Genomic DNA, 22,119 nt, shown 5'->3' on the forward strand with positions numbered 1-22,119 from the left:
GAGGTGTCAACGGACGCGAAGCCGCTCGCGCCCTGTCCGCGCCTCACCCCCGGCACGCGTAGAACGCGATCGTCTCGCAACCGTCAGTCTAACGTTTGCCGCCCTTTGCCGCCCGCTGCAGCCTCTCTGCCGTAAAGCCTCGTTTTGAAACCTCCCATCACCCCTCCGCCTCCGGCAGCACGACCGCCACATCGCGCGGCGGCATCCTGTCAGGCATCACCGCACCGAAGCGCAGCGCATCGGCCATGATTTGCGACAACACCGGCGTGGCCACCGTGCCGCCGCCGCGCACCGCACCCGTCGGGCCGTCGATCATGACCGCCACGACATAACGCGGATCGGCCTCGGGAGCCAGGCCGACCGCTGTCGCGAGATAGGCGTTCTGCGCATACTGCTTGCCCGCCAGCTTTCGCGTCGTGCCGGTCTTTGCGGCCATCGCGTAATGCGCGACGCGGGCACGTTTGGCGGAGCCGTCACCGTCCACGCCATCCCGCAGCATCCGACGCACCGCCTGCGTCGTCTTCGGCGACAGCTGCGTCAGTTGCGTCATTTGCGTGGGCGTCGGAACGCTGACGGCCGCGTCCTTTTCCGCGGCGGCCGCCGCTGCGGTATCTGCTCCGTCGGCCAAGCCACCGCGCGGCGGCGCAACGGTCAGCGCCAGCGGCAGGACGCGCCCCTCCGGGCCGAACATGGTGAACGCGCGTGCCAACTGCAGCAGCGATACCGAGAAACCATAGCCGTACGAGAACGCCGCCTTATCGGTGCCGCTCCACGCCGACACGGCGCGCAGACGACCCGCCGACGCACCGGGAAACGGCAAATCCGGGCGGGTGCCGAAGCCCGCCTCCTCCAGGCCCTGATGCACTTGCGCCGCCGTCCCGCGCGACATCAGTCGGATCATGCCGACGTTGCTCGAATACTGCAGCACGCCTCCCACGCTCAGCGCATCGCGCGGCATCGTATCGCGAATCACGAAGCGTCCGACACGCTCCCATCCTGGCGCGACATTGATGATCGTGTCCGGCTTCACCCAGCCTCGCTGCAATGCATTGGCCACATGAATCGGCTTGATCGTCGAACCGGGTTCGAATTGATCGGTAATCACGCGATTGCGCACTGCATCGCCACTGCGCGCGCGCGGCTTGCCCGGATCGAAAGACGGCCAATTCGTCATTGCCAGCACCTCGCCGGTACGCGCATCCAAGACCACCGCGCCGCCGCCAACGGCGCCATGCGCCCGCACGGCCTGCTCCAATGCCTTGTAACTGGCCTGCTGAAGCCGTGCATCGATCGTCAGCTGCAGCTGCTGGCCCATGACCGGTTCACGCAGCACTTCGTTGTCGACGATCTCGCCACGCCGATTGCGGATCACGGCGCGCGCGCCTGGATGCGGCTGCAATTGCGCGTCGTAGGCGGCCTCGATGCCCTCCTGACCCGTCCCGTCGATATCGGTGAAACCAAGCAACTGCGCGCTCGCAATCCCGTCCGGATACACCCGCTGCCAGGCTTCCGACGACCGAATCTCGGGGATCCCCAAAGCCCGGACCTTTTCGGCGATCTCCAGCGGCACCTGACGTTTCAGATAGACGAAATGCCGATCGGCGGCGAGTAAGGCGTCCAGCCGCGCCGGTTGCAGATCGAGCAGCGCCGCCAGCGCATCGCGCTTTTCCATCGGCAATGGATCGGTCATCGCCGACGGCATGGCATAGATCGTCCGCACCGGCCGGCTCATCGCCAGCAGGCGGCCATGCCGGTCGACGATATCGCCGCGCGCCGCCGGCATCGCGAGCTCGCGGAAGAATCGCTTTTTCCCCTCGGCGCCATAGAACGTCTGGTCGATGACCTGGATCCATAAGGCGCGAACACCCAAACCCGCAAAGGCGAGGGTCAACAACGCCATGACCACGGCCGAGCGCCAACGCGGCAAGCCGCCCGGTACGATCGGCGAGCGCACGCCATGCGTCGCGCCGGACGATCCCGCGCTCGCCGATATCCGAGATGCCCGCGACGCATCGGTGGACTCCGCCGCAGCCGCGCCCTGCCGCCGCGCCGCGCCGGATCTGCCAACACGACTATCCAAACGTCTGTTTTTACCGATTCGATCCCGCCCTTCCCAGTACCCCATGCCTAATCCGTTCGTTATGTCGACGCCGCCCATACTGCCCATCGATCCCGAAAACACCATGGGCACCACGCTGAAAGACCACTAAGGCTTGCCCTATATGTTGAAGATGTCGGCGCGGGCTGCTAGCGCCATGGCTTACACATTGGCACGACGTGGCACGAATGCTGCATTCCCGTGCATTCCAATCCGAGCCGACGCGCTGAGATAGCGCCGGCTCGCCGCCTTATCCCGAAATAGCAGGCCCCCCCCGGCACGGGCCCCGCCTGCCATCCGACCATGCCTCTACCCAGGAGTGACTGATGAACGAAGCGAAAGCCACCGCGAAACTCGCGAACCAAGTGGCCCTGGTGACCGGTGCCAGCTCCGGTATCGGCGCCGGTGTGGCCGCCGCCCTGGCGAAGGCCGGCGCGGCTGTCGCCGTGAACTATCACTCGAACGCCGACAGCGCACACGCGCTGGTCGACGACATCCGCAAGAGCGGCGGCCGCGCCATTTCCGTCAAGGCCGATGTCGGCCAGCCGGACGACATCGCGCGGATGTTCAGCGCGGTCCATGATCAACTGGGCGATGTGGATATCGTGGTTGCCAACTCCGGCATCCAAAAAGACGCTCCCTCGATCGATATGACGCTGGAAGATTGGCACAAGGTGATCGAAACGAATCTGACCGGCCAGTTCCTGACCGTTCAGGCCGCCGTGCGTGCTTTCGTGGCGCGGCAACGCAAGCAGCAGTTTGCCGACGGCCACCCGCCGCATTCGAAAGCACTCGGCAAGGTCATCTGCATGAGCTCGGTCCACGACGTGATCCCGTGGGCAGGGCACGTGAATTATGCCGCCACCAAAGGGGGCATCAACATGATGATGCGCACGCTTGCACAGGAGTTCGCACCGCAGCGGATTCGCATCAACGCGATCGCCCCTGGCGCGATCCGCACGCCGATCAACAAGGAGGGATGGGAATCCCCCGAAGCGCTCGAAAAGATGATGAAGCTCATCCCGTACAAGCGCATTGGCGAGGCCGAGGATATCGGCAATGCGGCCGTCTTTTTGGCGTCGGACGACAGCGACTACATCGTCGGCACGACGCTGTATGTCGATGGTGGCATGACCTTGTATCCGGGATTCGAAAACAATGGCTGATTCATGCAGGCCGGGAGGCGCATCCACACGCGAGCACACGTCGGCGCAAAGTGACGATCCAACGGACGGCGGGGATCGCGCGGCCCCGGTCAGCGCAGCGATCGGCGATCACGGCGTGGTGGGCAATATGCGCACGCTGGCACTCGTCAGCACGGCCGCGCACGTCGATTTCCTCTGCTATCCGTCGTTCGACTCTCCGACAGTGTTTGCGTCCCTGCTGGATGCCGAGCGCGGTGGCTATTTCGCCATCGAACCTCGCCTCAAAAAGCCTCGTGTCCGCCAGATGTACCTCCCCGAGACAAATGTGCTGCTGACGCGTTTCATGTCGGAGGAAGGCGTGGCGGAGATCATCGATTTCATGCCGCTGAACGCGGCGCCGCACGGCCAGCAAGGCGGCCCGAAAGCGGGTGCCCCGCTGTCGCACGAGGCATCGTCCCTGGGCGCCGATGCGAACCAGTTGGTGCGCATCGTATCGATCATCCGCGGCACGATCGGTTTCGATCTGCGCTGCGCGCCACGTTTCAACTATGCCCGCACGCCGCATGAAACGACGCAGGTCAAAGACGGCGATCTGATTTTTACGCCGTGCTACGCCGACGCACCGGCGCCCGCCGCCGCGCCAGGCGCGGAGGAAGGCCCGTCACAGGATCAGGTGCGGCAGCCGGCGCTGCGGCTGAGCGCGTCGGTGCCGTTGTCGGTCGTCAATGGCGACGGGCAGGCGCATTTCGCCCTGAGCGAAGGCGCCCGCATCGCCTTTGTGCTCGGCGCCGACGACGACGGTTGGCGCCATGACGTATCCGGCGACATTGCACGTGCGATTCAAAGCCCGGAGGCGGATATCAATGCGTCGCTGGCGGCGCCGTCGCGTTCGAACGCGGATGCTTGCAAGCACGCCGGCGGCAAGCACGCGCCGCGTGATGCACGAGAAACGAACCACCGGCGTCCGGAAGACGATCCCGACTGGATCGCGCCGGGGCGCCAGACCTTGGCCGCGATCGAGCCTTGCCTGCGTTCGACGATTGCCGGCTGGCGCGCCTGGAGCGATCGCGCGACCTATCGCGGCCGCTACCGCGAGATGGTCAACCGATCGGCCCTGTTGTTGAAGCTGCTCAGCTCGCGCGACCATGGCGCCATCATCGCCGCGGGCACCTTCGGCTTGCCGGAAACGACCGAAGGTCACCGGCGCTGGGACTACCGCTATACGTGGATCCGCGACGCGGCGTTTTCGATCTATGCCTTGATCCGACTAGGACACGCGGACGAGGCCGATGCATTCGTGCGCTGGATGAACCGACGCGTCGATCATCCCGATTTCGATGGTCGGCTGAAGGTGGTCTACGGCGTGGCAGGCGATTGCCCGGCGGAAGAAGTGGAACTGGCGTCGCTCGCCGACGGCCATGCGCAGCAGCCGCCTTTGATCGGCAACGCGGCGGCCGACCAGTTGCAATTGGATATTTACGGCGCATTGATGGATGCGCTGTATCTGGACAACAAATACGGGACACCCACCTCGTACGACGGATGGCGCAATGTCACCAAGATGATCGAGTACGTGGTCGAACATTGGCGCGACGCGGATGCCGGCATCTGGGAATTCCGTCCGGGCAACCAGCCCTTGCTGCATTCACGATTGATGTGTTGGGTGGCGGTGGATCGCGCGCTGCGCCTGGCAGGCAAGCGTTCCCTGCCGGCGCCGGTCGAGCGCTGGACTGCCGTGCGCGGCGAGATCTATCAAGATATCTTCGACAATTTCTGGAACGCGGACTTGCAGGCCTTCGTGCAATCACGCGGGGGGGACCGTCTCGACGCGGCCGCCCTAATGATGCCGTTGGTGAAGTTTATTTCACCAAAGGACCCGCGCTGGCTCAGCACACTGGATGCCATCGGACGGGAATTGGTGGTGGATCCGCTCGTATATCGCTATCCGCCCGACGGTGGCGATGGCCTCGACGGCAGCGAGGGCAGTTTTCTCGCCTGTAGTTTCTGGTATGCGGAAGCGCTTGCACGGGCGGGCCGCGTGGACGAGGGCCGGCTGATTTTCGAGAAAACGCTGGGCTATGCGAATCACCTGGGCTTGTATTCGGAGGAGTTGTCGGCCGCCGGCGAGCCGCTCGGCAACTTCCCGCAGGGTCTGCCGCATCTGGCACTGATCAGCGCCGCGTACGAACTGGATCGTAATCTGTAGCGTGGTGCGAATCTGGCGCTGAAGGCCCATGCCACGAGCGGATCATGTGAGCCGCATCGATGTCGGCGTCCGAACAAGCCAATCCCGTGGCTTCAGAAACCGACTCAACGACGCTTCGGCGGAATCCGGTTCGGGCGTCCAATCGTAGCGCCACGTCGGTCTTGGCGGTAAGGACATCAAAATCGACTCGGTTCTCCCGCCGCTCTTCAAACCGAAGACCGTGCCGCGATCCTGCAGCAAATTGAACTCGACATATCGCCCGCGTCGGACCGATTGGAAATCACGCTCGCGTTCGCCGTAAGGCATGGCGCGACGCTTTTTCAAGATCGGTAAATAGGCCGGCAGAAACGCGTTCCCCACGGATTGCAGCATGGCAAAGCTCGCGGCGAAATCGAAGTCGGCGAAATCATCGAAGAAGATGCCCCCCACGCCACGCGACTCGTCTCGATGCGGCAGATAGAAATACGTGTCGCACCAGAGCTTGAATGCCGGGTAGCAGTCCGGACCGAACGGTGCCAGGGCATCCGCGCACGTTTGATGGAAGTGCCGGGCGTCTTCCTCGAAACCATAGAACGGCGTCAGATCCATCCCGCCGCCGAACCAGAATACCGGCGCGTCGTTACGCCCTTCTGCTGGATGCACGACGAAGAGCCGCACATTCATATGCGTGGTCGGACAATAGGGATTGCGCGGGTGCAGCACCAGCGATACCCCAAGCGCTTCGAATGGCCGCCCCGCCACCTCCCGACGTCCCGCTGTTGCCGACTCGGGGAGCGACGCACCGCGCACGTGCGAGAAATTACAGCCCCCGCGCTCGAAGACGCCGCCCTCTTCGATCACGCACGTCATACCGTCGCCTTGCAATGCGTCTTCGGGGGTACGCGTCCACACGTCGCGGCGAAACGGCGTGCCGTCGACGTCGATCAATGCTTCGACGATGCGCGATTGCAAATCGACGAGGTAGCGACGGACGGCTTGGATGTCGATGGCCGAAGGCGGGGGCAACGTGATCGACGCGGCCTGCCCCTGACCGGTATCACCGATCTCGCGACTGCGCGGCGTCGGCACGGCGGCCGGACGCCGCCGGCGCGGATAAGAGACGGGGACACGGCGCACCGGCGGAGTGGCGAACGGAACGGACATGATCAAGTGCACCGCATCGAACGGCGCCTCGGCTAAGGAGATGCAGCCAGTCTAGCGAGAGGGGGTGGGCGGGGCATTGATCTGGGTCAAACGGGACAGGTGCCGTTGCGCGCCAACGGTGCCGGTACGGAAACCGGGCGTTTGATGCCGATCGCGACGTCAATGCCGATGGCCACGCCGACGTCGATCAATCCGCCAAATCGTCGAACAGCCCATGCTTGACCGCATAGCGGATCAGCGCCGCATCGGTCGTCATCGCCATTTTTTCGAGAATGCGCGCTTTATAGGTGCTGACGGTTTTCGGACTGACGTGCAGCGCGGCCGCTATCTCGTTAATGGCCTCGCCGGCGACGATGCGTCGGTACACGTCCAGCTCGCGGTCGGAGAGCGTTTCCTGGGGCGGCGGACCCTCGGCATCGTTCGCCGTGCGCGTCAACGCCACGGCCATGTTCTCGGCCATGGTCATGCTGACATAGGGATGCCCTGCCGCGACGCGGGATACCGCGTTGACCAGTTCCGTCGAGGCGCTTTCCTTCGTCAGATACCCCGCTGCGCCGGCCTTGAAGGCGCGCATCGCATATTGGCGTTCCGCGTGCATCGTCAGCACCAGGATCTTCAACGCAGGACGCATCGCACGAATTTTGGGAATCAGATCGAGGCCATTCGCACCCGGCATCGACAGGTCCAGCAACAGCACTTGCGCAAATGCCCGATCGACCAATGCCAGGGTACTCTCCGCATCCGCCGCCTCGCCGGCGATATCGAAGCGCCGCGACTTGCGCAGAATGTGCCCCAGCCCTTCACGCACCAAGGCATGATCGTCGGCGATCAATACCCGGATAACCGGCTCGTCCAACCCACCGGATTCCGCTCCCGAACCTGGCGCCATCGCATCGTCCTTCATCCCGCTGTCCTCCGAGCCACGGCCGCGCACGGCACCGTTACGCAGATCACGAATCCCGCATCGAACACGGCAGACGTTCCCGTCGTCTGCGACATCCCGTGCGCCCCGGTCGAGGAGACGTCGGACACCGCCGCATCGCGCTCCCCCGCGGCCAACACCGCCGCGACCTCGTCGGGGCTGCCGTAGTCCAAGACGCCGCCGATCAACGTCGCACGCTCTCGCATCCCGATCAAGCCGAAGGAGCGATGGCTTTCAGAGGGGTGTGCCGCTGTCGCTTCCTTGGCGGCCTTGGCGGCCGCGAGGCCCACGCCATTATCCGCCACCCAGATCCGATAGCACGGCTGGCGCGCTGCCCCTGGCGTCGGCGACGCGTCCGTCTGCTCCAGCGTCACGATCGCGCGCGTCGCATTCGCATGGCGTGCGATATTCGTCAGCGCTTCCTGGACGATGCGAAAGAACGCGGTCGCGGCGTCGTCGGTGATCGGCCAGGCATCGGCGCAGGCGTCATGCGCATCGCCGCTCGGCGTCCCCGGACACACCGTTACAACGATGCCGTGACGGCCGCGCCATTCGCTCGCCAGCCAATCGATTGCGGCCACCAGGCCCAGGTCGTCGAGCATCACTGGCCGCAGATCCGCCGCGATCCGGCGAACGGCCTGCACCGTGTCGTCGATCAGGTGCTGCATCGCCCGCGTGCGCTTACGCCATCGCGCGGGCGTCCCATCCGTCGACGATGTCGGCACGCTCACCGTGTCCGCGGCACCGGGTGCGGCCTCGACCCCGTGCGTCGCCTGCTCGTCCAATTCCGCTTCCAGCAGGGACAGATCGACCTTCAGCGCCGTGAGGCGCTGCCCGAGGTCGTCGTGCAATTCGCGCGCAATGCGCGATTGCTCGTGCTCACGCGCAGTCTGGATACTGCCCGACAGCAGCCGCAATTCATTGCGCGATGCCTGTAATTCCGCTTCCGCCTGCAGACGCGCCGTGATATCGCGCAGCAGTACCGTGTACAGACGGCGGCCGCCGATACCGCGCGACACAGGATCCGATCGATCGCTTGCAGCCTGTGCGACGAATTGCGAGATGGATGCCTCGATCGGAAACTCTGTGCCGTCGGCACGCAGGCCGAACAGCGGCAGGCGCTTTCCCATCTGCCGTTGGCTGATTCCGGTGACGCCGAACTCCCGTACCTGTCGGGCATGTGCATCGCGATAGCGCTGCGGAATAAAGCGATCCAGCGAGGTGCCGATCGCGTCCTGCGCCGCACACGCGAACAACTTCTCCGCCATCGGATTGAAAATCAGGATCGTCTGCGATTCGTCGATCGTAATGATGGCTTCGGTAGCCGAGCGGATTATGCCTTCGAATTGCTGCTGCATATCGCCAGCATTCGAGAACGGCGCGGCCAGCGACGGCGCGGTCGCGGGAAAATTGGCGGAGGAAGAATCAGACATGGCGAGGGGCCGGTATATTCCTTGATGCAGGTCAATCGACGAAAGGCGCCGGCGCGGTAAGGTCCTGACCACAGCCCTTCCCGTTTGCCCGAGCACGAGTATACCTCTCATGGACGTCGATACCGCCGTGATCCAACGGCACCGCCGATGCGCGCCGCCTTACGATATCTACCCAGCCAGCGAATGGTTTGTGGAAGCCTTCGACGCGTCGGCGCTGGACGCGACGCTCGCGGCCTCCGCCGCGCTCGGCCCGATGCGGGCCGCCATCGATCTGCGCCTCCCCGTGCCCGGCGCCGGCTGGCCCACGCGCGCCTGGCGCGATCTACCGGCGCTGCTCGGTCGCGATATCGCGTTACATGCGGCGCGGCTGGCCGCCGGCGGCGTCAGCCGCGCCATCCCGGTCGACGAAGTCCGACTGAGCTGGCATGACGCGGGACACGGCGGTGCCGACACGACGCGGGCGCTCGATCCCGCGCTACCGCTGACGCTGCTGCGCGATCATTTTGGTGTCTCGCCGCACGCGCATTGCAGCGTGACCGTCGACGCATCGAGTCGTCGTCCGAGCACGATTCACGCTTTGCGCGCCCAGGGTTTCCAGCGCATCGAGATCATCGACGACAGCGCGGGCACGCAGGCGGGTGGTCCGACGCGAGTCCGAAACTGGGTGCAGACCGCCAGCATGATGGACTTTCCCTCGATCGGCGCCGGCTTCGTCTACGGCGCGGCCGGTCAGACTTCCGGCACCGTCCGCGATACCCTGCGCACGCTTCTGGACAGCGGCCCGAGCTACGTCGTGCTACGCCACGCCGACGACCGTCGACGCGGCTTTCGCGCCGTGCTCGATCGCTCGCGCAGCGACCGCTCGACGGTGGAAACGATGACGCTGCTGGTGTGTGCGGCACGTGTGCTCGCGACGGCGGGCTATCGCTGCATCGGTCAGGATCTCTACGCCCGCGCCGACGACCCGCTGGCCGTCGCGCACCGCCAGGGACGGCTATTGCGCAAGTCGCACGGCGCATCGTTGCGGCCGGTGTCGTTGGTGTTGGGTCTCGGGCCCGGTGCGATCGGGACCGTCGGCAATGCCTATTATCAAAACCACGGCGATTGGCAACCCTACCGCGACGCGCTGCTGGAAAGCCGATTGCCGGTCAAGCGCGGCACCTTTCTGGGCGCGCTCGATCTGGCGCGCCGCGCCATCATCCAGGCGCTGGTGACCGATCTCTTTGTCGATATCCCCGCCATCGAAAACACACATCGGATCGACTTTTCGATTTGCTTCGCCGAGGAGTGCGCGACGCTACGCGTGTTCGAAGAAGCCGGATTGTTGCTGCTCGACGACACGATGATCGAATTGACCGATGCCGGCCGCCTCATTGCCGGCAGCATCGCGATGGTGTTCGACGACCCGCTGAATCAAGCGCGTCTGCGCATGCCGCTTCCCGGCCCGCTTTAAAGGGCGCTGCAGCAACGGCGGTAACGATACAAACACGCATGTAGGGATTTCCTGACAAGACGGACATTTTCCCTACAGGCGATCCATCCGATGCTGATGGCGCCCGCTGCACCGCGAGCGGATACTGCGACGCATAGGCTCATCAGCGCCTGGGCGGCCCTCTCTTCGCTTCGGATGATGCTGGATGCCGACCCTTTGCCCATGCGTTCGCCTTTGCAGTTGAGGAGACAGCCAATGACTACCGCGCAACCACCCGTCGCCCCCGAAGGGAACGGCACCGCCGACCAATCGATCCGGATTCATCGCAATACGGAGATGCGCGCGACGCATGCCGCCACGCAGGACGCGCCGATGGTGACGGCCTCCGGTGTCCGCTGCTCGAACTGCGCGATGCGCAACATCTGCATGCCCGAAGGCCTCGACGCGAGCGCCTACGCGAAACTCGATGCGGTGATCTGTACCTCGCGGCGCGTTCGGCGCGGCGAAACGCTGTATCGCGCCGGCGATGCCTTCCATAATCTGTACGCGGTCCGCCTGGGCTCGTTCAAGACGGTGGCTGCGCATCCCGACGGTCGCGAACAGGTCACGCGCTTCGACCTCCCCGGTGAGGCGCTGGGTCTGGACGGTGTCTATACCGACGAACACACCTGCGATGCCGTCGCGCTGGAAGACAGCGTCGTCTGCATCATTCCATTTCACTTGCTCGAATTGCTGTGCCGTGAAGTGCGCCTGTTGCAACGGCATGTGCACAAGATGATGAGCGGGGAAATCGTCCGCGAATCGGGACAGATGATGTTGCTCGGGAATATGCGCGCCGACGAACGCGTGGCCGCGTTCCTGCTGAATATCTCGCAGCGGATGAAGCAGCGCGGTTATTCCGCCAGCGAATTCCAGCTGCGGATGAGCCGCGAGGAATTGGGCAGCTATCTCGGCATGAAGCTCGAAACGGTCAGCCGGACCTTGTCACGCTTCCAGCGCGAGGCCTTGATCTCCGCGACGGGCCGTCGTGTGCGCTTGCTCGATATCGCCGGTCTGAAAGCGATTTGACTGCGGCGGCGGCGGGTAGAAAACGACCGCGGCGCCTGTCGCTTTGCAAGGCCGTGTCTCCGAGGGTCGAGCAAGTAGCGCTGTCACCAACACGCCGACCGGCACTTGCCCACACTGTTATGCACAGACTTATTCAGCCGCTTATCCACTCGCTTATGCACCGTGTTGCTCACACCTCTTCCACAGGACGGCAGCCCACTTACCCCCAGACTTATACACAGACTCCGTCAGCAATCACGCCGTCGCGATAGCGGCTCCGGCGCACGCTGCCTGCTGCAGTAATCGACGCGTGTCCGCCTCTTGCCAGCCAGGACACAGCGCGGCGCAGAGCAGGGCGCGGCAGATCGCGGCGGTGGGCTCTCCCGCCTCCAGCGCCGCCTCACTGCCGCCGGCTGTGGCATCGGACGCGCCGCCATCACGCTCGGGGTTGTATTCGACCAGTTCGAAACCAAGCAGTCGCGAATCGGCGGCGAAGCGCGGCATGGCGGCGATGGCATCGCGGGCGGCAATGCCGTCGGCCTCGGGTGAACCCACGGCCATCGCCTCCCGTGGATCGATCGCATCCACATCGAAACTGACGCCATAGCCACAGGTGCCGCGCGTGGCGATATCCACCGCCTCTTCCAGGCAAGCATCCACGCCGCGCGCCTGCACTTCATCCATCCTGAATACCCGCACGCCCAGGCGCGCCAGCAGCGCCGCTTCGCCTTCCTCGTAGCTACGCACTCCCACCACGGCGACGTTTTCCGGGCGGACCTTGCCGCGCCAACCGCGCAGATCCGTCAGCGATGACGCGCCGTGCCCGAGTAATGCCGCCAGCGGCATCCCATGAGGCGCCTGGCTTTCCGATGTCTCCGGCGTATGGCTGTCGAGATGCGCATCGATCCAGATCAACCCGATGCGGCCGGCGTCGCCGAGCCGTTCGCGACAGGCATCGGCAATCCCGCTCCACGTGCCCGCCGCCACCGAATGGTCGCCGCCCAGAATCAACGGGAAGGCACCGCGCCGTACGATATCGGCGGTCACGGCCGCCAAGCCCGGTGCAAACGATGCGACGGCGTCCAGCTTCGACGGGGCCGTCGCCGCCTGCGCCTGATCGCGATGCGCGACGTAATGCGTATCGACCAGCGCGGCGCCCAATTGAACGTCGCGCGCCTTGCCATGACCACCGGAGCGGAGATCGGTGGCAATGCCGGCCGCCAACAGCGCGTCGGGGCCCAGACGGCAGCCGGTAATCTGCGCGCCGGCGCCGATCGCGGCACGTACCAGTTCCAACGGCGGCAGCGCCGCGCGGTTCGTCGAGACGGGCGGTACCGTGCTTTGCAAGGTCATGATGCGCACTCCCTTTGTTTGAAATAAATTAGGCTGCGGTGAAATGGTCCAGCACCTGCAGCAGCACGCCGGCCGCCCATCGCAAGGTGTCGGCATCGATCGTCAGCGGTGGCGACAGGCGAATCGTGGCGTGATGCGTCACCTTCGTGATAATGCCGGCCGCCATCAGCGCATGGCAGACGGCTTCCGCGTCGATGCCGTCCGCAAATTGCACGCCGATCATCAGCCCCTTGCCGCGAATGTCGGCGATGGCCGGATGCGCGGCCTCGCGCAACAGCGCGGTCAGCAAGGCGCCGCTCGTCTGCGCCCGGTCGCATAGCCTTTCGTCACGCAAGACCTGCAACGCTTCGTGCCCGACACGCGCCGCCAGCGCATTCCCGCCGAAGGTGCTGCCATGGTCGCCGGGATGAAACACCGACATCAGCGCCTCGCTGCCCACCACGGCCGAGACCGGCAGAAAGCCGCCCCCCAGCGCCTTGCCCAGGCAGACCGCGTCCGGGCGGATGCCTTCGTGATCACAGGCCAGCATCGCGCCGGTGCGTCCCAGGCCGGTCTGGATTTCGTCGGCCACCAGCATGACGTTCTCGGTGTCGCAGAGTGCGCGCAGTGCTTTCAGGAAACCCGCTGGCGGTACGATGACGCCGCCTTCGCCCTGAATCGGCTCGATCAGCACGGCACAGGTGCGCGGCGTGATGGCCCGACGCACCGCCGCGATATCGCCGAAGGGCACGCTGACGAAGCCCGGCGTCAAAGGCCCGAAGCCGGCCCGATATTCGGGATGCGACGAGAAGCTGACGATCGTCGTCGTGCGCCCATGAAAATTCCCATCGAAAACGATGATCTCCGCCTGATCATCGGGAATCCCTTTCACCGTATGACCCCACTTGCGGACGGCCTTGATCGCGGTTTCCACGGCTTCCGCGCCCGAATTCATCGGCAAAGCGCGTGCCTGGCCCGTCATCTCGACCAAGGTCGCCAAAAACGGCGCCAACTGGTCCGAATGCATGGCCCGGGAGGTCACCGACAACCGGCCGGCCTGATCGGTCAGCGCCGCCAGCAGGCGAGGGTGCGCATGCCCGAAGCTCACTGCCGAATACGCACTCATCATGTCCAGGTAACGCTTGCCGGCAAGGTCCCAAATCCAGACATCCTGCGCTCGCGTAGCCACCAGCGGCAGCGAGGTGTAGATCGGGGCGTTGACCTTGGCGTCCAGCGCCAGCAACGCCGCCGTCGCCGGGTCGGTGCCGCGTTGCATCGTCGTCTCGCTCATCGCCGTTCCCCTAGTGGTTGGTGCGTCGTCAGGCGCCGGGCCCATGTCCGTCACGTATCCGCGCCTGTTGACCCGCATCATAGGAAAGCCATTCGTTCGAATCCAGCGAAACGTTTCGCATACATAATGCTAATTTTTTGCATCATAATCGGCGCCATGCGCACCCAGACCAAATACATCGATACCTTCGTCGCTGCCATCGAGGCGGGCAGCTTCGTTCGTGCCGCCGAACAGTTGCACGTGACCCCCTCGACCGTCAGCTATCAGATCCGGCAATTGGAGGAGTGGGTGGGCGCGCCGTTGTTCGAGCGCAGCGGTCGTCGCGTATTGCCCACAGCGCTCGGCGACCGGCTCTATGGCATCTGCGGCAGCTTCATCGACGCGATGGGCAGTCTGCGCGCCGCGGCACGCGGGCAGGCCGGCACGCCGCGCGAGGTTTTGCGTATCGCGACCGGCTCCTCGTTCGGACGGTATGTGCTGACGCCGATCCTTGCGCAGCCGGCCTTCGCACAGACGGTCGTCGATCTGCGTTTCGGCTCGGACGAGGAAACCTGGGAGGCGGTGGCAAGCGGCCGCGCCGATATCGGCTTTGCCTATACGGTGACCGCGTCGAATACGCTGTCTTTCGCGTTGGCCTATCGCTATCCGCTGGTGTTGATCGGTGCCGGTGTGGCTGCCGGCATCGGCGACGGCCCGAACGGCACCCCACACGGCGCCACCTTCGCCCATTGGCTTGCCGCGTCGGATTTCATTACTTACGACGATTGCGAAGTGACGTTCACGCGGTGGTTCGAGACACAGTTGGGAACGATGCCGTCGGCGTTGCGCACGCGCGGCCGCTGCAGTGAGATCGAAGAGGCGATCGCCCTCGTGGCAGCCGGACGGGGTCTGTCGATCGTGCCGCGCTATATGTTGGACGATGCGCTGGCATTGGGACGGGTCGCGATCGTCGCCGAGCCCACACTGGCAGTCGAGTCGCACGCGCAGGGCATCGGAAAACAGGCAAAACCGCCGCCGCTCGATACCGTGTACGGCGTCACCCGCGAGGGTGCGCTGCGCGACAGCGCCACCGTCATGCTGCTGGACGCGGTCGCGCAGGCGCAGGAAAGCTCAGAGGTCGGGCGCCCGTAACGAGAACACGACGTCGCGCGCAACCGGCAACAGGTTCTGCCCGCCGTCCACGACCCAATCGACGCCGTTATACGCCGGCCCGGTCAGCAGCAGAATCGCGGACGCCAGATCGTCAGGCGTCGCGATCCGATGCAAAGGCGTGGCGTGGCGCTTCGCATGATCGAAATCCTGCGGGGTCTGATCGCCGCTCTCTAGCATCAGCCCCGGATAGACCGCATTGACCCGCAGCACCGGCGCCGCCGACTTCGCGAGCATCGCCGTCATATGCCCGATGGCGACCTTGCCCACCGTGTAGGAGAAGTGGTCGGGATGAAAGTTATCCCGCACCTTCTGGTCCACCACATTGATGACGACACCGGTCCGGTTCGCTGCCCGCGCACGACGATAAAAGGCCTGCGTCAGCAGCAGCGGCGCACGGCCATTCACTGCCCATGCGTGGTCGAAGGTGTCCAGCGTGAAGTCGTCGAGATGATCGTCGGGAAAGACCGAGGCGCTGTTCACCAGCACGTCGAGGCGCCCGAACGCCGCAATACAGCCGTCGACCAGCACATCGGCGGCCGACGGATGCGCCAGATCGGCCTGCAAGGCCCGCGCGCGCGGCGCCCCCGACGCACGATGCGCCAGCTCGGCAGCCCCGTCCGATAGCGCGGCATCGCCACCGGCACCGGCATCGTCCGCCTCCAAGGCGGCGACCAAGGCTTCGGCGGCGCGCGCCGACTGGCCGTAGTGCACGGCCACGCGATAGCCCGCCTGCGCAAACCGCAGGGCGATGACACGGCCGACGCGCTTGGCGCCCCCCGTCACCAGCACGACGGGACGCGCATCGGCGGCCGCGGCATCGGTGGGGGAATCGGCAACGGTGCGGCGGGTCATCTCGGACATCAGGCAATCACGATGGTGGGGGCGTCGTGCTGATTATAGGCGAGTGCGGGAGGCACAAAGAAGTGCAGCCCCGGGCCGCTTGCGCAAACCCGGAGCTGCAGGGGGATCGTCGGTGCGACGGCGCAGACCTGCGCGCCACCGCACCGGAAAGCGGGTTCGAGCGAAATCAGTCCGCGCGCACGCCTTCGACTTGGATTTCCAGACGCGTGAACATCTTGAAGCCCATCTTCTTGCCGAAGTCGACGCCGAAGTCCGAACGGTCGAATTCACCCTTCGCGTCGGCGCCGCACACTTCGCGCTTCAGCATCGGGTTTTGGTAGCACTTGAACGAATCGACGGTCAGCGTCAGCGGCTTCGTCACGCCGTGCAGCGTCAACTCGCCCTCGATCTTCGACGGCGTATCGCCCTTGAAGACGAACTTCGTGCTCTTGAAGGTCGCGGTCGGGAACTTGGCGGAGTCCAGCATCTTGTCGCTGACGATCTCGCCGTCGAGCGTCTTGTTGCCGATGTCCACCGAGCTCGTGTCCGTCGTCACTTCCAGGCTGCCGGTCTTGGCTTCACGATCCAGCACGACCTTGCCGCTCGACTTCAGGAACTTACCGCGCCACACCGATGCGCCGCCGAAGTGGTCGACTTCGAAGCTCGGGTAGGTGTGCGTCGGGTCCAGATTGTAGGTTGCCGGAGCGGCAACGGCGGGCAGGGCGGCAGCAGCCAGGCCGGCAACGGCGGTAGCGGCAACGATCGAACGAAGCTTCAGCATGTCTTGTCTTCCGTTTAATGAATGAATAAATGCGTGGGTGCTGCGGATTGCCACCGTCAATCGCCAAACGGCAACATCCGGGACAGCAAACGGTCGCGATCCAGCAGTTGGTGCTTCAACACCGCCAGGAAATGCAGAATCACGACCGCAAAAAGGGTCCAGTCCAGATACACATGGATATTACGGAACAAATGGCGCAGCTCGGGATGCGGTCCGACCAGCGTGGGCAGCGGCACGAGGCCCAGATACACCACCTGAATACCGGCGATCGACGAATACAGATAGCCCGATAGCGGCACGCAGACCATCAACAGATACAGAAAATGATGCACGCCATGCGCGGCCACGGCCGAGAGGCGCCCCATGCCGGCCGGCAACGCGGGCGGCGTATGGGTCGCACGATAGGCGAGACGGATTATGATCAACACCAACGCCGTAACCCCGATCCACTTATGCCAGGAGAAGTACTTCAACTTGGCCGGCGTAAAGCCTGGAATATCGGTCATCACCCAACCCAGCGCAAAACCGCCGATGATCAGCAGGGCGATCAGCCAGTGCAAGGCCATGGCCGTGCCGGAATACTTGCGCGCGCCCGACCCCGCCTGAGCGGCGGATTCGGTCGTTGAGGAAGAGGACGGAGGCGTTGTCATCACGGAGGTCCGCTCGCGCGGCGCATGGTTATGGATTCGGTGGAACCGTTGATCAGGGCGGGGACCATGCCACGGCAACTAAAGCACGGACTCCCAAACAGTCCGACAGCATCGCAGGACGACCGGGGCATGACGCCTAGGGATTTCCCGCAAGGAATTCCATGTCGGCACACGTTTTTTTAAGACGTCCGTTCTTGCTAGGTGCCTAATGTAATCAAAGACAACCATCGAATCAATCGTTTAAAATCGATTATCAATATCGAATTTATAGATAGCAGATGAGCGAAACTCCCGATCGAGGTCGTACGCCGACGCTCGACCAGTTGCAGGTGTTTGCCGCAGTAGCCGACGCCGGCAGCTTCTCACTGGCCGCGCAGCAGCTCGGACGCGCGCAATCCGCCGTCAGTTACACGGTGGCCAACCTGGAAGCGCTGCTGGGTCTGACCCTGTTCGAGCGCACCCATCGGCGCCCGGTACTAACCGAGGCAGGGCGGGTGGTGCTGGCCGACGCACGGCGCGTGGACGGCCATATGCACGAGCTGCTGGCCCGGGCGGAAGGCCTGACGATGGGTCTGGAGGCAGAGGTCTCGCTCGGCGTCGACGTCATGTTCCCAATCGACAAACTGCTCGGCGTGCTCGAAGATTTCGCCGCCACCTTTCCGACGGTCACCTTGCGACTCCGCATGGGCCCGATGGGCGGCGTGTTACGACTGGTGCTGGATCGGGAATGCCATCTCGGCATAGCCGGCCCGACCGAATCCTGGCCCGACCCCATCGCGCCGAACTATCTGGATGCCATCAGCCTGATCAATGTCGCGGCGCCACAGCATCCGCTGGCCTGCTACGACGGCGTGATTCCCACACGCGATTTACGTGACCACACGCAGTTGATCCTGACCGATCGCACCCATCGCACCGAAGGCCAGATGTACGGCGTCTATGCGACGCGCGCCTGGCGGATAGGCGATCTGGGCGCGAAACATCGCTTGCTGATCGCCGGTTTGGGCTGGGGCAGCATGCCGCAACATCTGGTGGCGGCGGACCTGAAAGCCGGGCGGTTGAAGCGGATCCGCCCGGCCGACCGGCTGGCCGTCGAATATAAATTGCACCGCATCACGCGGGCCGATACCCATCCGGGACCGGCCACGCGCTGGCTTCACGAACGAATTGCGCTGGTGGCGCCGTTGGACCCGCCCGAATGGAAAGTCTGAACGTTTAGTATGATGTCCGGTGCTCATTGCGCGCGAAGCGGCATCGCGATAGTCCGGAGCGGCGTAAAACCGCCAGCCTTCCCCCTTATTTACTGCCGAAGCAAAGAATAACTATGCTGCAGACCAGCCGTAATCGCATCACGCTGCTCTACGCCACGATCATCGCCTCATTGGTCCTGGTGTTCCTCGTGGACATGTACACCCCGAATGGCTTCGCCATCTGGATTATGTATATGCTCCCGGTGGCACTGTGCCTGTTCGCGACCGATGCGCTGATGCCGCTGATCATCGCCTTTGTCGGGACGGTGCTGCTGATCATCGGCTATGTCGCCACAACGGGCGCGACCGGCACATGGGCGATTCCAAACCGCGTGGTCAGCGATGTGACCACCTGGGTGATCGCCGTCGTCGCCTACCGCTATATCCTCTCGCGCCGGCGCGTGGAGACCTTCTCCTGGATGCAGGCCGGCCTGATGCAGTTGTCGGCCGCGACGCGCGGCACGCCGACAGCCCAGCAGACGGCGGACGGCATATTGAAATCGCTGCTGACCTATACCGGCGCCAAGGTGGGCACCGTCTATCAGCTGGAAAAGGGGCAGTTGCGACGCCTCGCCACGTGGGCGCTGCCGGACAATGTCGCGCCGCCGACGCTGCTGCCGGGCGAGGGCCTGGCCGGGCAATCGATCGTCTCCAAGACCGTGCTGACCGCGCGCGACCTGCCGGCAACGCATCTGCAGATCGGCACGACGCTGGGCACCTCGCCGGCCACGCATGTGACGGCGGCGCCATTGCTGGCCGACGGTGAAGTGGTGGGCGTGATCGAACTCGGTTTTGCCGGCAGCACGCTGGGCTATGGCAACGAGAACGAGATGCTCGCGCGCGTGGTCCAATTGCTCGACGCGTCCGCGGAGCCCGCCGGCATCGCGCTGCAGACCGCACGTTACCGCACTCGCCTGGAAATGCTCCTCGAGGAAACCCAACATCAGGCCGAGGAGCTGCAGGTACAGCAGGAGGAGCTGCGCGTCTCCAACGAAGAGCTGGAGGAACGCGGCCGGGCGCTGATGGATTCCCAGGCGCGCCTGGAATCGCAGCAGGCGGAGCTGGAACAGACGAACGTCCAGCTCGAAGAACACACGCAACGCCTGGAACAGCAGAAGCGCTATCTGGTGGATGCGCAGCGCGACCTGGTAGAGAAGACGGGCCAGCTGGAACGGACGAATCAGTACAAGTCCGAGTTCCTGGCGAATATGTCCCATGAACTGCGCACGCCGCTGAACAGCTCCTTGATTCTGGCCAAGCTGCTGCAGGACAACAAGCCAGGCAATCTGAGTGCCGAACAAGTGCGCTACGCGAGCACGATCTACTCGGCCAATACGGATCTGCTGTCGCTGATTAATGACATATTGGACTTGGCAAAGGTTGAGTCGGGCCATATGGAAGTGGAGCCCGAGCCGATCACGCTGGAATCGATCGTTCAGTCGTTGCGCCGCACCTTCGATCCGATTGCCCTGGATCGACGCGTGGCCCTCCGGATCGAACGCGGTCCGGATGCGCCGCTGTCGCTGACGACCGATCACCAGCGCCTGATGCAGGTGCTGAAGAACCTGCTGTCGAATGCGTTCAAATTCACGCCCACCGGCGAGGTCAGCCTGTGGATCACGGCAGCGGCACCGGCGCATATTCAGTTCGCCGTGCAGGACACCGGCATCGGTATCGCCGGCGAGCATCTGGACGCGATCTTCGATGCCTTCCGTCAAGCCGACGGCACGACCAGCCGCAAGTATGGCGGCAGTGGCCTGGGCCTCTCCATATCACGAGAGTTCGCCACGCTGCTGGGAGGCGATATCAGCGTCGGCAGTGAACTGGGCAAGGGCAGCACCTTCACGCTGACGCTGCCCGTCGTCTATACCGGCGACGGCAAGGCGCCGCCGCGCCTGGCCGGCGATGACACGCCGCGCGCCGACGCACCGCGCAACGGCATCCAGCGGGCGGTGCCGCCGTCGCTTGGCAGCGGGGAGCGTAACGCGTCCGCGCATGGCGGCGCTGCCGAGCGGCGGACGCAGCCCGGCGCCGAAACGTCACGCGACGCGCGAGTCCCCTCCAATCGCACGCCGTCGCCCGCATCGCGCATCGGAAGCGATTCGACAGCGGACGGCGACAACGCCGGGGCATCCCACCTCGCACAGATGGCGCAGGCGCGCCAGACGCTGCCGGCGCGCACCGGGATCGAAGACGACCGCGACAATCGCACGCGTGAGCATCGGCTGATCCTGGTCGTCGAGGATGACTTCGCGTTCGCGCGGATCCTGTACGACCTGTCGCACGAGCTCGATTTCGATTGCGTGCACGCCAGCACCGGGGCCGACGGCATTGCGCTGGCGCGGCAACTGCAACCCAGCGGCATCCTGCTGGACGTCGGCCTGCCGGACGATTCGGGCCTGACGGTGCTCGAGCGCCTGAAGCGCGACCCGCAGACGCGACACCTGCCGATCCATATGATCTCGGTCAACGATCATACCGAGGCCGCGCTGCATCTCGGCGCCATCGGCTATTCCTTGAAGCCCACCGCGCGTGATGAATTGATCTCGGCGCTGGAACGCCTGGAAGCGAGGTTGGGTCAGAGCAGCCGGCGCGTCCTCGTCGTCGAGGACGATCCGCTGCTGCGCGAAAACATCACGTTGTTGCTGGATGCGAATGGCGTCGAAATCGACGCCGTCGGCACGATCGCCGATGCGCTCGCGAAGCTGGCCGAAACGCCGTTCGACTGCGTGGTGATGGACCTGACGCTGCCCGATGGCTCCGGCTATGATCTGCTGAAGCAATTGGCCGACCGGGAGCCGCAGACCTATCCGCCGGTAATCGTCTATACGGGCCGCTCGCTGACCGCGGACGAGGAGCGGCGCCTGCGCTATTACTCGAAGTCGATCATCATCAAGGGCGCGAAGTCGCCGGAACGCCTCCTCGACGAAGTCACGCTATTCCTGCACAGCGTCGAATCCGACCTCCCGGCCGACCAGCAACGGATGCTGCGCCAGGCGCGCCAGCGCGACGCGGCCTTCGAGGGCCGCAAGATCTTGCTGGCCGAGGACGACGTGCGCAATATTTTCGCGCTGTCCCACGTCATCGAGCCGCTGGGCGCCACCTTGGAAATCGCACGCAATGGCCGCGAAGCGCTGGAGAAACTCGAGCGCGACAGCGACATCGAGCTGGTTCTGATGGACATCATGATGCCGGAGATGGATGGCCTGACCGCCATCCAGGAGATCCGCAAACGTCCGGCCTTCGCCCATCTTCCGATCATCGCCTTGACGGCGAAGGCCATGTCGTCGGATCGGCAGCGGTGTCTGGAGGCGGGCGCGAACGACTACATCTCGAAACCGATCGAGGTCGACAAGCTGCTGTCGCTATGCCGCGTATGGATGCCGCATTGAATCCA

Annotated in this window: 17 protein-coding genes; 8 read left to right on the forward strand and 9 right to left on the reverse strand. The window is 64.5% G+C overall.

Annotation, left to right across the window (positions count from 1 at the left end):
• Window positions 1–157 precede the first annotated feature (157 nt).
• Window positions 158–1,900 (reverse strand): penicillin-binding protein 2, encoded by a 1,743-nt coding sequence (locus ABEG21_RS00410; RefSeq protein WP_347555342.1) that lies wholly within the window; start codon window positions 1,898–1,900, stop codon window positions 158–160.
• Here ABEG21_RS00410 and ABEG21_RS00415 point away from each other — a divergent pair.
• The 3 genes from ABEG21_RS00415 to ABEG21_RS00425 all read left to right on the forward strand — a co-directional run bounded on the left by ABEG21_RS00415 (window position 1,899) and on the right by ABEG21_RS00425 (window position 5,449).
• Window positions 1,899–2,210: a hypothetical protein gene (locus ABEG21_RS00415; RefSeq protein ID WP_347555343.1), complete on the forward strand. Its 312-nt coding sequence runs from the start codon at window positions 1,899–1,901 to the stop codon at window positions 2,208–2,210. The genes ABEG21_RS00410 and ABEG21_RS00415 overlap by 2 nt on opposite strands.
• A gap of 214 nt (window positions 2,211–2,424) precedes the next feature.
• The gene (locus ABEG21_RS00420) at window positions 2,425–3,264 is read left to right on the forward strand and encodes a glucose 1-dehydrogenase (protein ID WP_347555344.1); all 840 of its coding nucleotides are present in this window, start codon (window positions 2,425–2,427) and stop codon (window positions 3,262–3,264) included.
• The gene (locus tag ABEG21_RS00425; RefSeq protein ID WP_347555345.1) at window positions 3,257–5,449 is read left to right on the forward strand and encodes a glycoside hydrolase family 15 protein; all 2,193 of its coding nucleotides are present in this window, start codon (window positions 3,257–3,259) and stop codon (window positions 5,447–5,449) included. Before ABEG21_RS00420 ends, ABEG21_RS00425 begins: the two co-directional genes overlap by 8 nt.
• 42 nt (window positions 5,450–5,491) lie before the next feature.
• On the opposite strand, the gene hemF is transcribed toward ABEG21_RS00425, so the two are convergent.
• The 3 genes from hemF to ABEG21_RS00440 form a co-directional block, all read right to left on the reverse strand.
• On the reverse strand, window positions 5,492–6,592 hold the full coding sequence (gene hemF / locus ABEG21_RS00430; protein ID WP_347555346.1) for an oxygen-dependent coproporphyrinogen oxidase: 1,101 nt from the start codon (window positions 6,590–6,592) through the stop codon (window positions 5,492–5,494).
• A 187-nt stretch (window positions 6,593–6,779) separates the two neighbouring features.
• Window positions 6,780–7,496, reverse strand: a complete 717-nt coding sequence (locus ABEG21_RS00435; protein WP_347555347.1) for a response regulator transcription factor — start codon at window positions 7,494–7,496, stop codon at window positions 6,780–6,782.
• A complete protein-coding gene (locus ABEG21_RS00440) occupies window positions 7,493–8,947 on the reverse strand; it encodes a PAS domain-containing sensor histidine kinase (RefSeq protein WP_347555348.1) in 1,455 nt (484 codons plus the stop codon). Before ABEG21_RS00440 ends, ABEG21_RS00435 begins: the two co-directional genes overlap by 4 nt.
• Window positions 8,948–9,056: 109 nt before the next feature.
• On the opposite strand from ABEG21_RS00440, the gene ABEG21_RS00445 reads away from it, so the two are divergent.
• The gene (locus tag ABEG21_RS00445) at window positions 9,057–10,400 is read left to right on the forward strand and encodes a hypothetical protein (protein ID WP_347555349.1); all 1,344 of its coding nucleotides are present in this window, start codon (window positions 9,057–9,059) and stop codon (window positions 10,398–10,400) included.
• A gap of 315 nt (window positions 10,401–10,715) precedes the next feature.
• The gene (locus ABEG21_RS00450; protein ID WP_347556831.1) at window positions 10,716–11,447 is read left to right on the forward strand and encodes a helix-turn-helix domain-containing protein; all 732 of its coding nucleotides are present in this window, start codon (window positions 10,716–10,718) and stop codon (window positions 11,445–11,447) included.
• A 234-nt stretch (window positions 11,448–11,681) separates the two neighbouring features.
• On the opposite strand, the gene ABEG21_RS00455 is transcribed toward ABEG21_RS00450, so the two are convergent.
• Together ABEG21_RS00455 and rocD are read right to left on the reverse strand one after the other, a co-directional pair.
• Window positions 11,682–12,779 carry an arginase gene (locus ABEG21_RS00455; protein ID WP_347555350.1) on the reverse strand — a complete coding sequence of 366 codons (1,098 nt, stop codon included), beginning with the start codon at window positions 12,777–12,779 and terminating at the stop codon, window positions 11,682–11,684.
• A gap of 28 nt (window positions 12,780–12,807) precedes the next feature.
• Entirely contained in the window at window positions 12,808–14,049 is a 1,242-nt protein-coding gene (rocD, locus tag ABEG21_RS00460) for an ornithine--oxo-acid transaminase (protein WP_347555351.1), read from the reverse strand.
• A 156-nt stretch (window positions 14,050–14,205) separates the two neighbouring features.
• On the opposite strand from rocD, the gene ABEG21_RS00465 reads away from it, so the two are divergent.
• The gene (locus ABEG21_RS00465) at window positions 14,206–15,180 is read left to right on the forward strand and encodes a LysR family transcriptional regulator (RefSeq protein ID WP_347555352.1); all 975 of its coding nucleotides are present in this window, start codon (window positions 14,206–14,208) and stop codon (window positions 15,178–15,180) included.
• On the opposite strand, the gene ABEG21_RS00470 is transcribed toward ABEG21_RS00465, so the two are convergent.
• From ABEG21_RS00470 to ABEG21_RS00480, 3 genes are all read right to left on the reverse strand, one after another.
• On the reverse strand, window positions 15,160–16,053 hold the full coding sequence (locus ABEG21_RS00470) for an SDR family oxidoreductase (RefSeq protein ID WP_347556832.1): 894 nt from the start codon (window positions 16,051–16,053) through the stop codon (window positions 15,160–15,162). The genes ABEG21_RS00465 and ABEG21_RS00470 overlap by 21 nt on opposite strands.
• A 175-nt stretch (window positions 16,054–16,228) precedes the next feature.
• Entirely contained in the window at window positions 16,229–16,819 is a 591-nt protein-coding gene (locus tag ABEG21_RS00475) for a YceI family protein (RefSeq protein ID WP_347556833.1), read from the reverse strand.
• Between the two features lie 59 nt (window positions 16,820–16,878).
• The gene (locus ABEG21_RS00480; protein WP_347555353.1) at window positions 16,879–17,472 is read right to left on the reverse strand and encodes a cytochrome b; all 594 of its coding nucleotides are present in this window, start codon (window positions 17,470–17,472) and stop codon (window positions 16,879–16,881) included.
• A 278-nt stretch (window positions 17,473–17,750) separates the two neighbouring features.
• Between ABEG21_RS00480 and ABEG21_RS00485 the strand changes: the two genes are divergently transcribed.
• On the forward strand, window positions 17,751–18,683 hold the full coding sequence (locus tag ABEG21_RS00485; RefSeq protein ID WP_347555354.1) for a LysR family transcriptional regulator: 933 nt from the start codon (window positions 17,751–17,753) through the stop codon (window positions 18,681–18,683).
• A gap of 113 nt (window positions 18,684–18,796) precedes the next feature.
• The gene (locus tag ABEG21_RS00490) at window positions 18,797–22,114 is read left to right on the forward strand and encodes a response regulator (protein WP_347555355.1); all 3,318 of its coding nucleotides are present in this window, start codon (window positions 18,797–18,799) and stop codon (window positions 22,112–22,114) included.
• The last annotated feature ends 5 nt before the right edge of the window (window positions 22,115–22,119 follow it).

It is taken from the genome of Robbsia sp. KACC 23696, from assembly GCF_039852015.1.
Taxonomy (GTDB): domain Bacteria; phylum Pseudomonadota; class Gammaproteobacteria; order Burkholderiales; family Burkholderiaceae; genus Robbsia.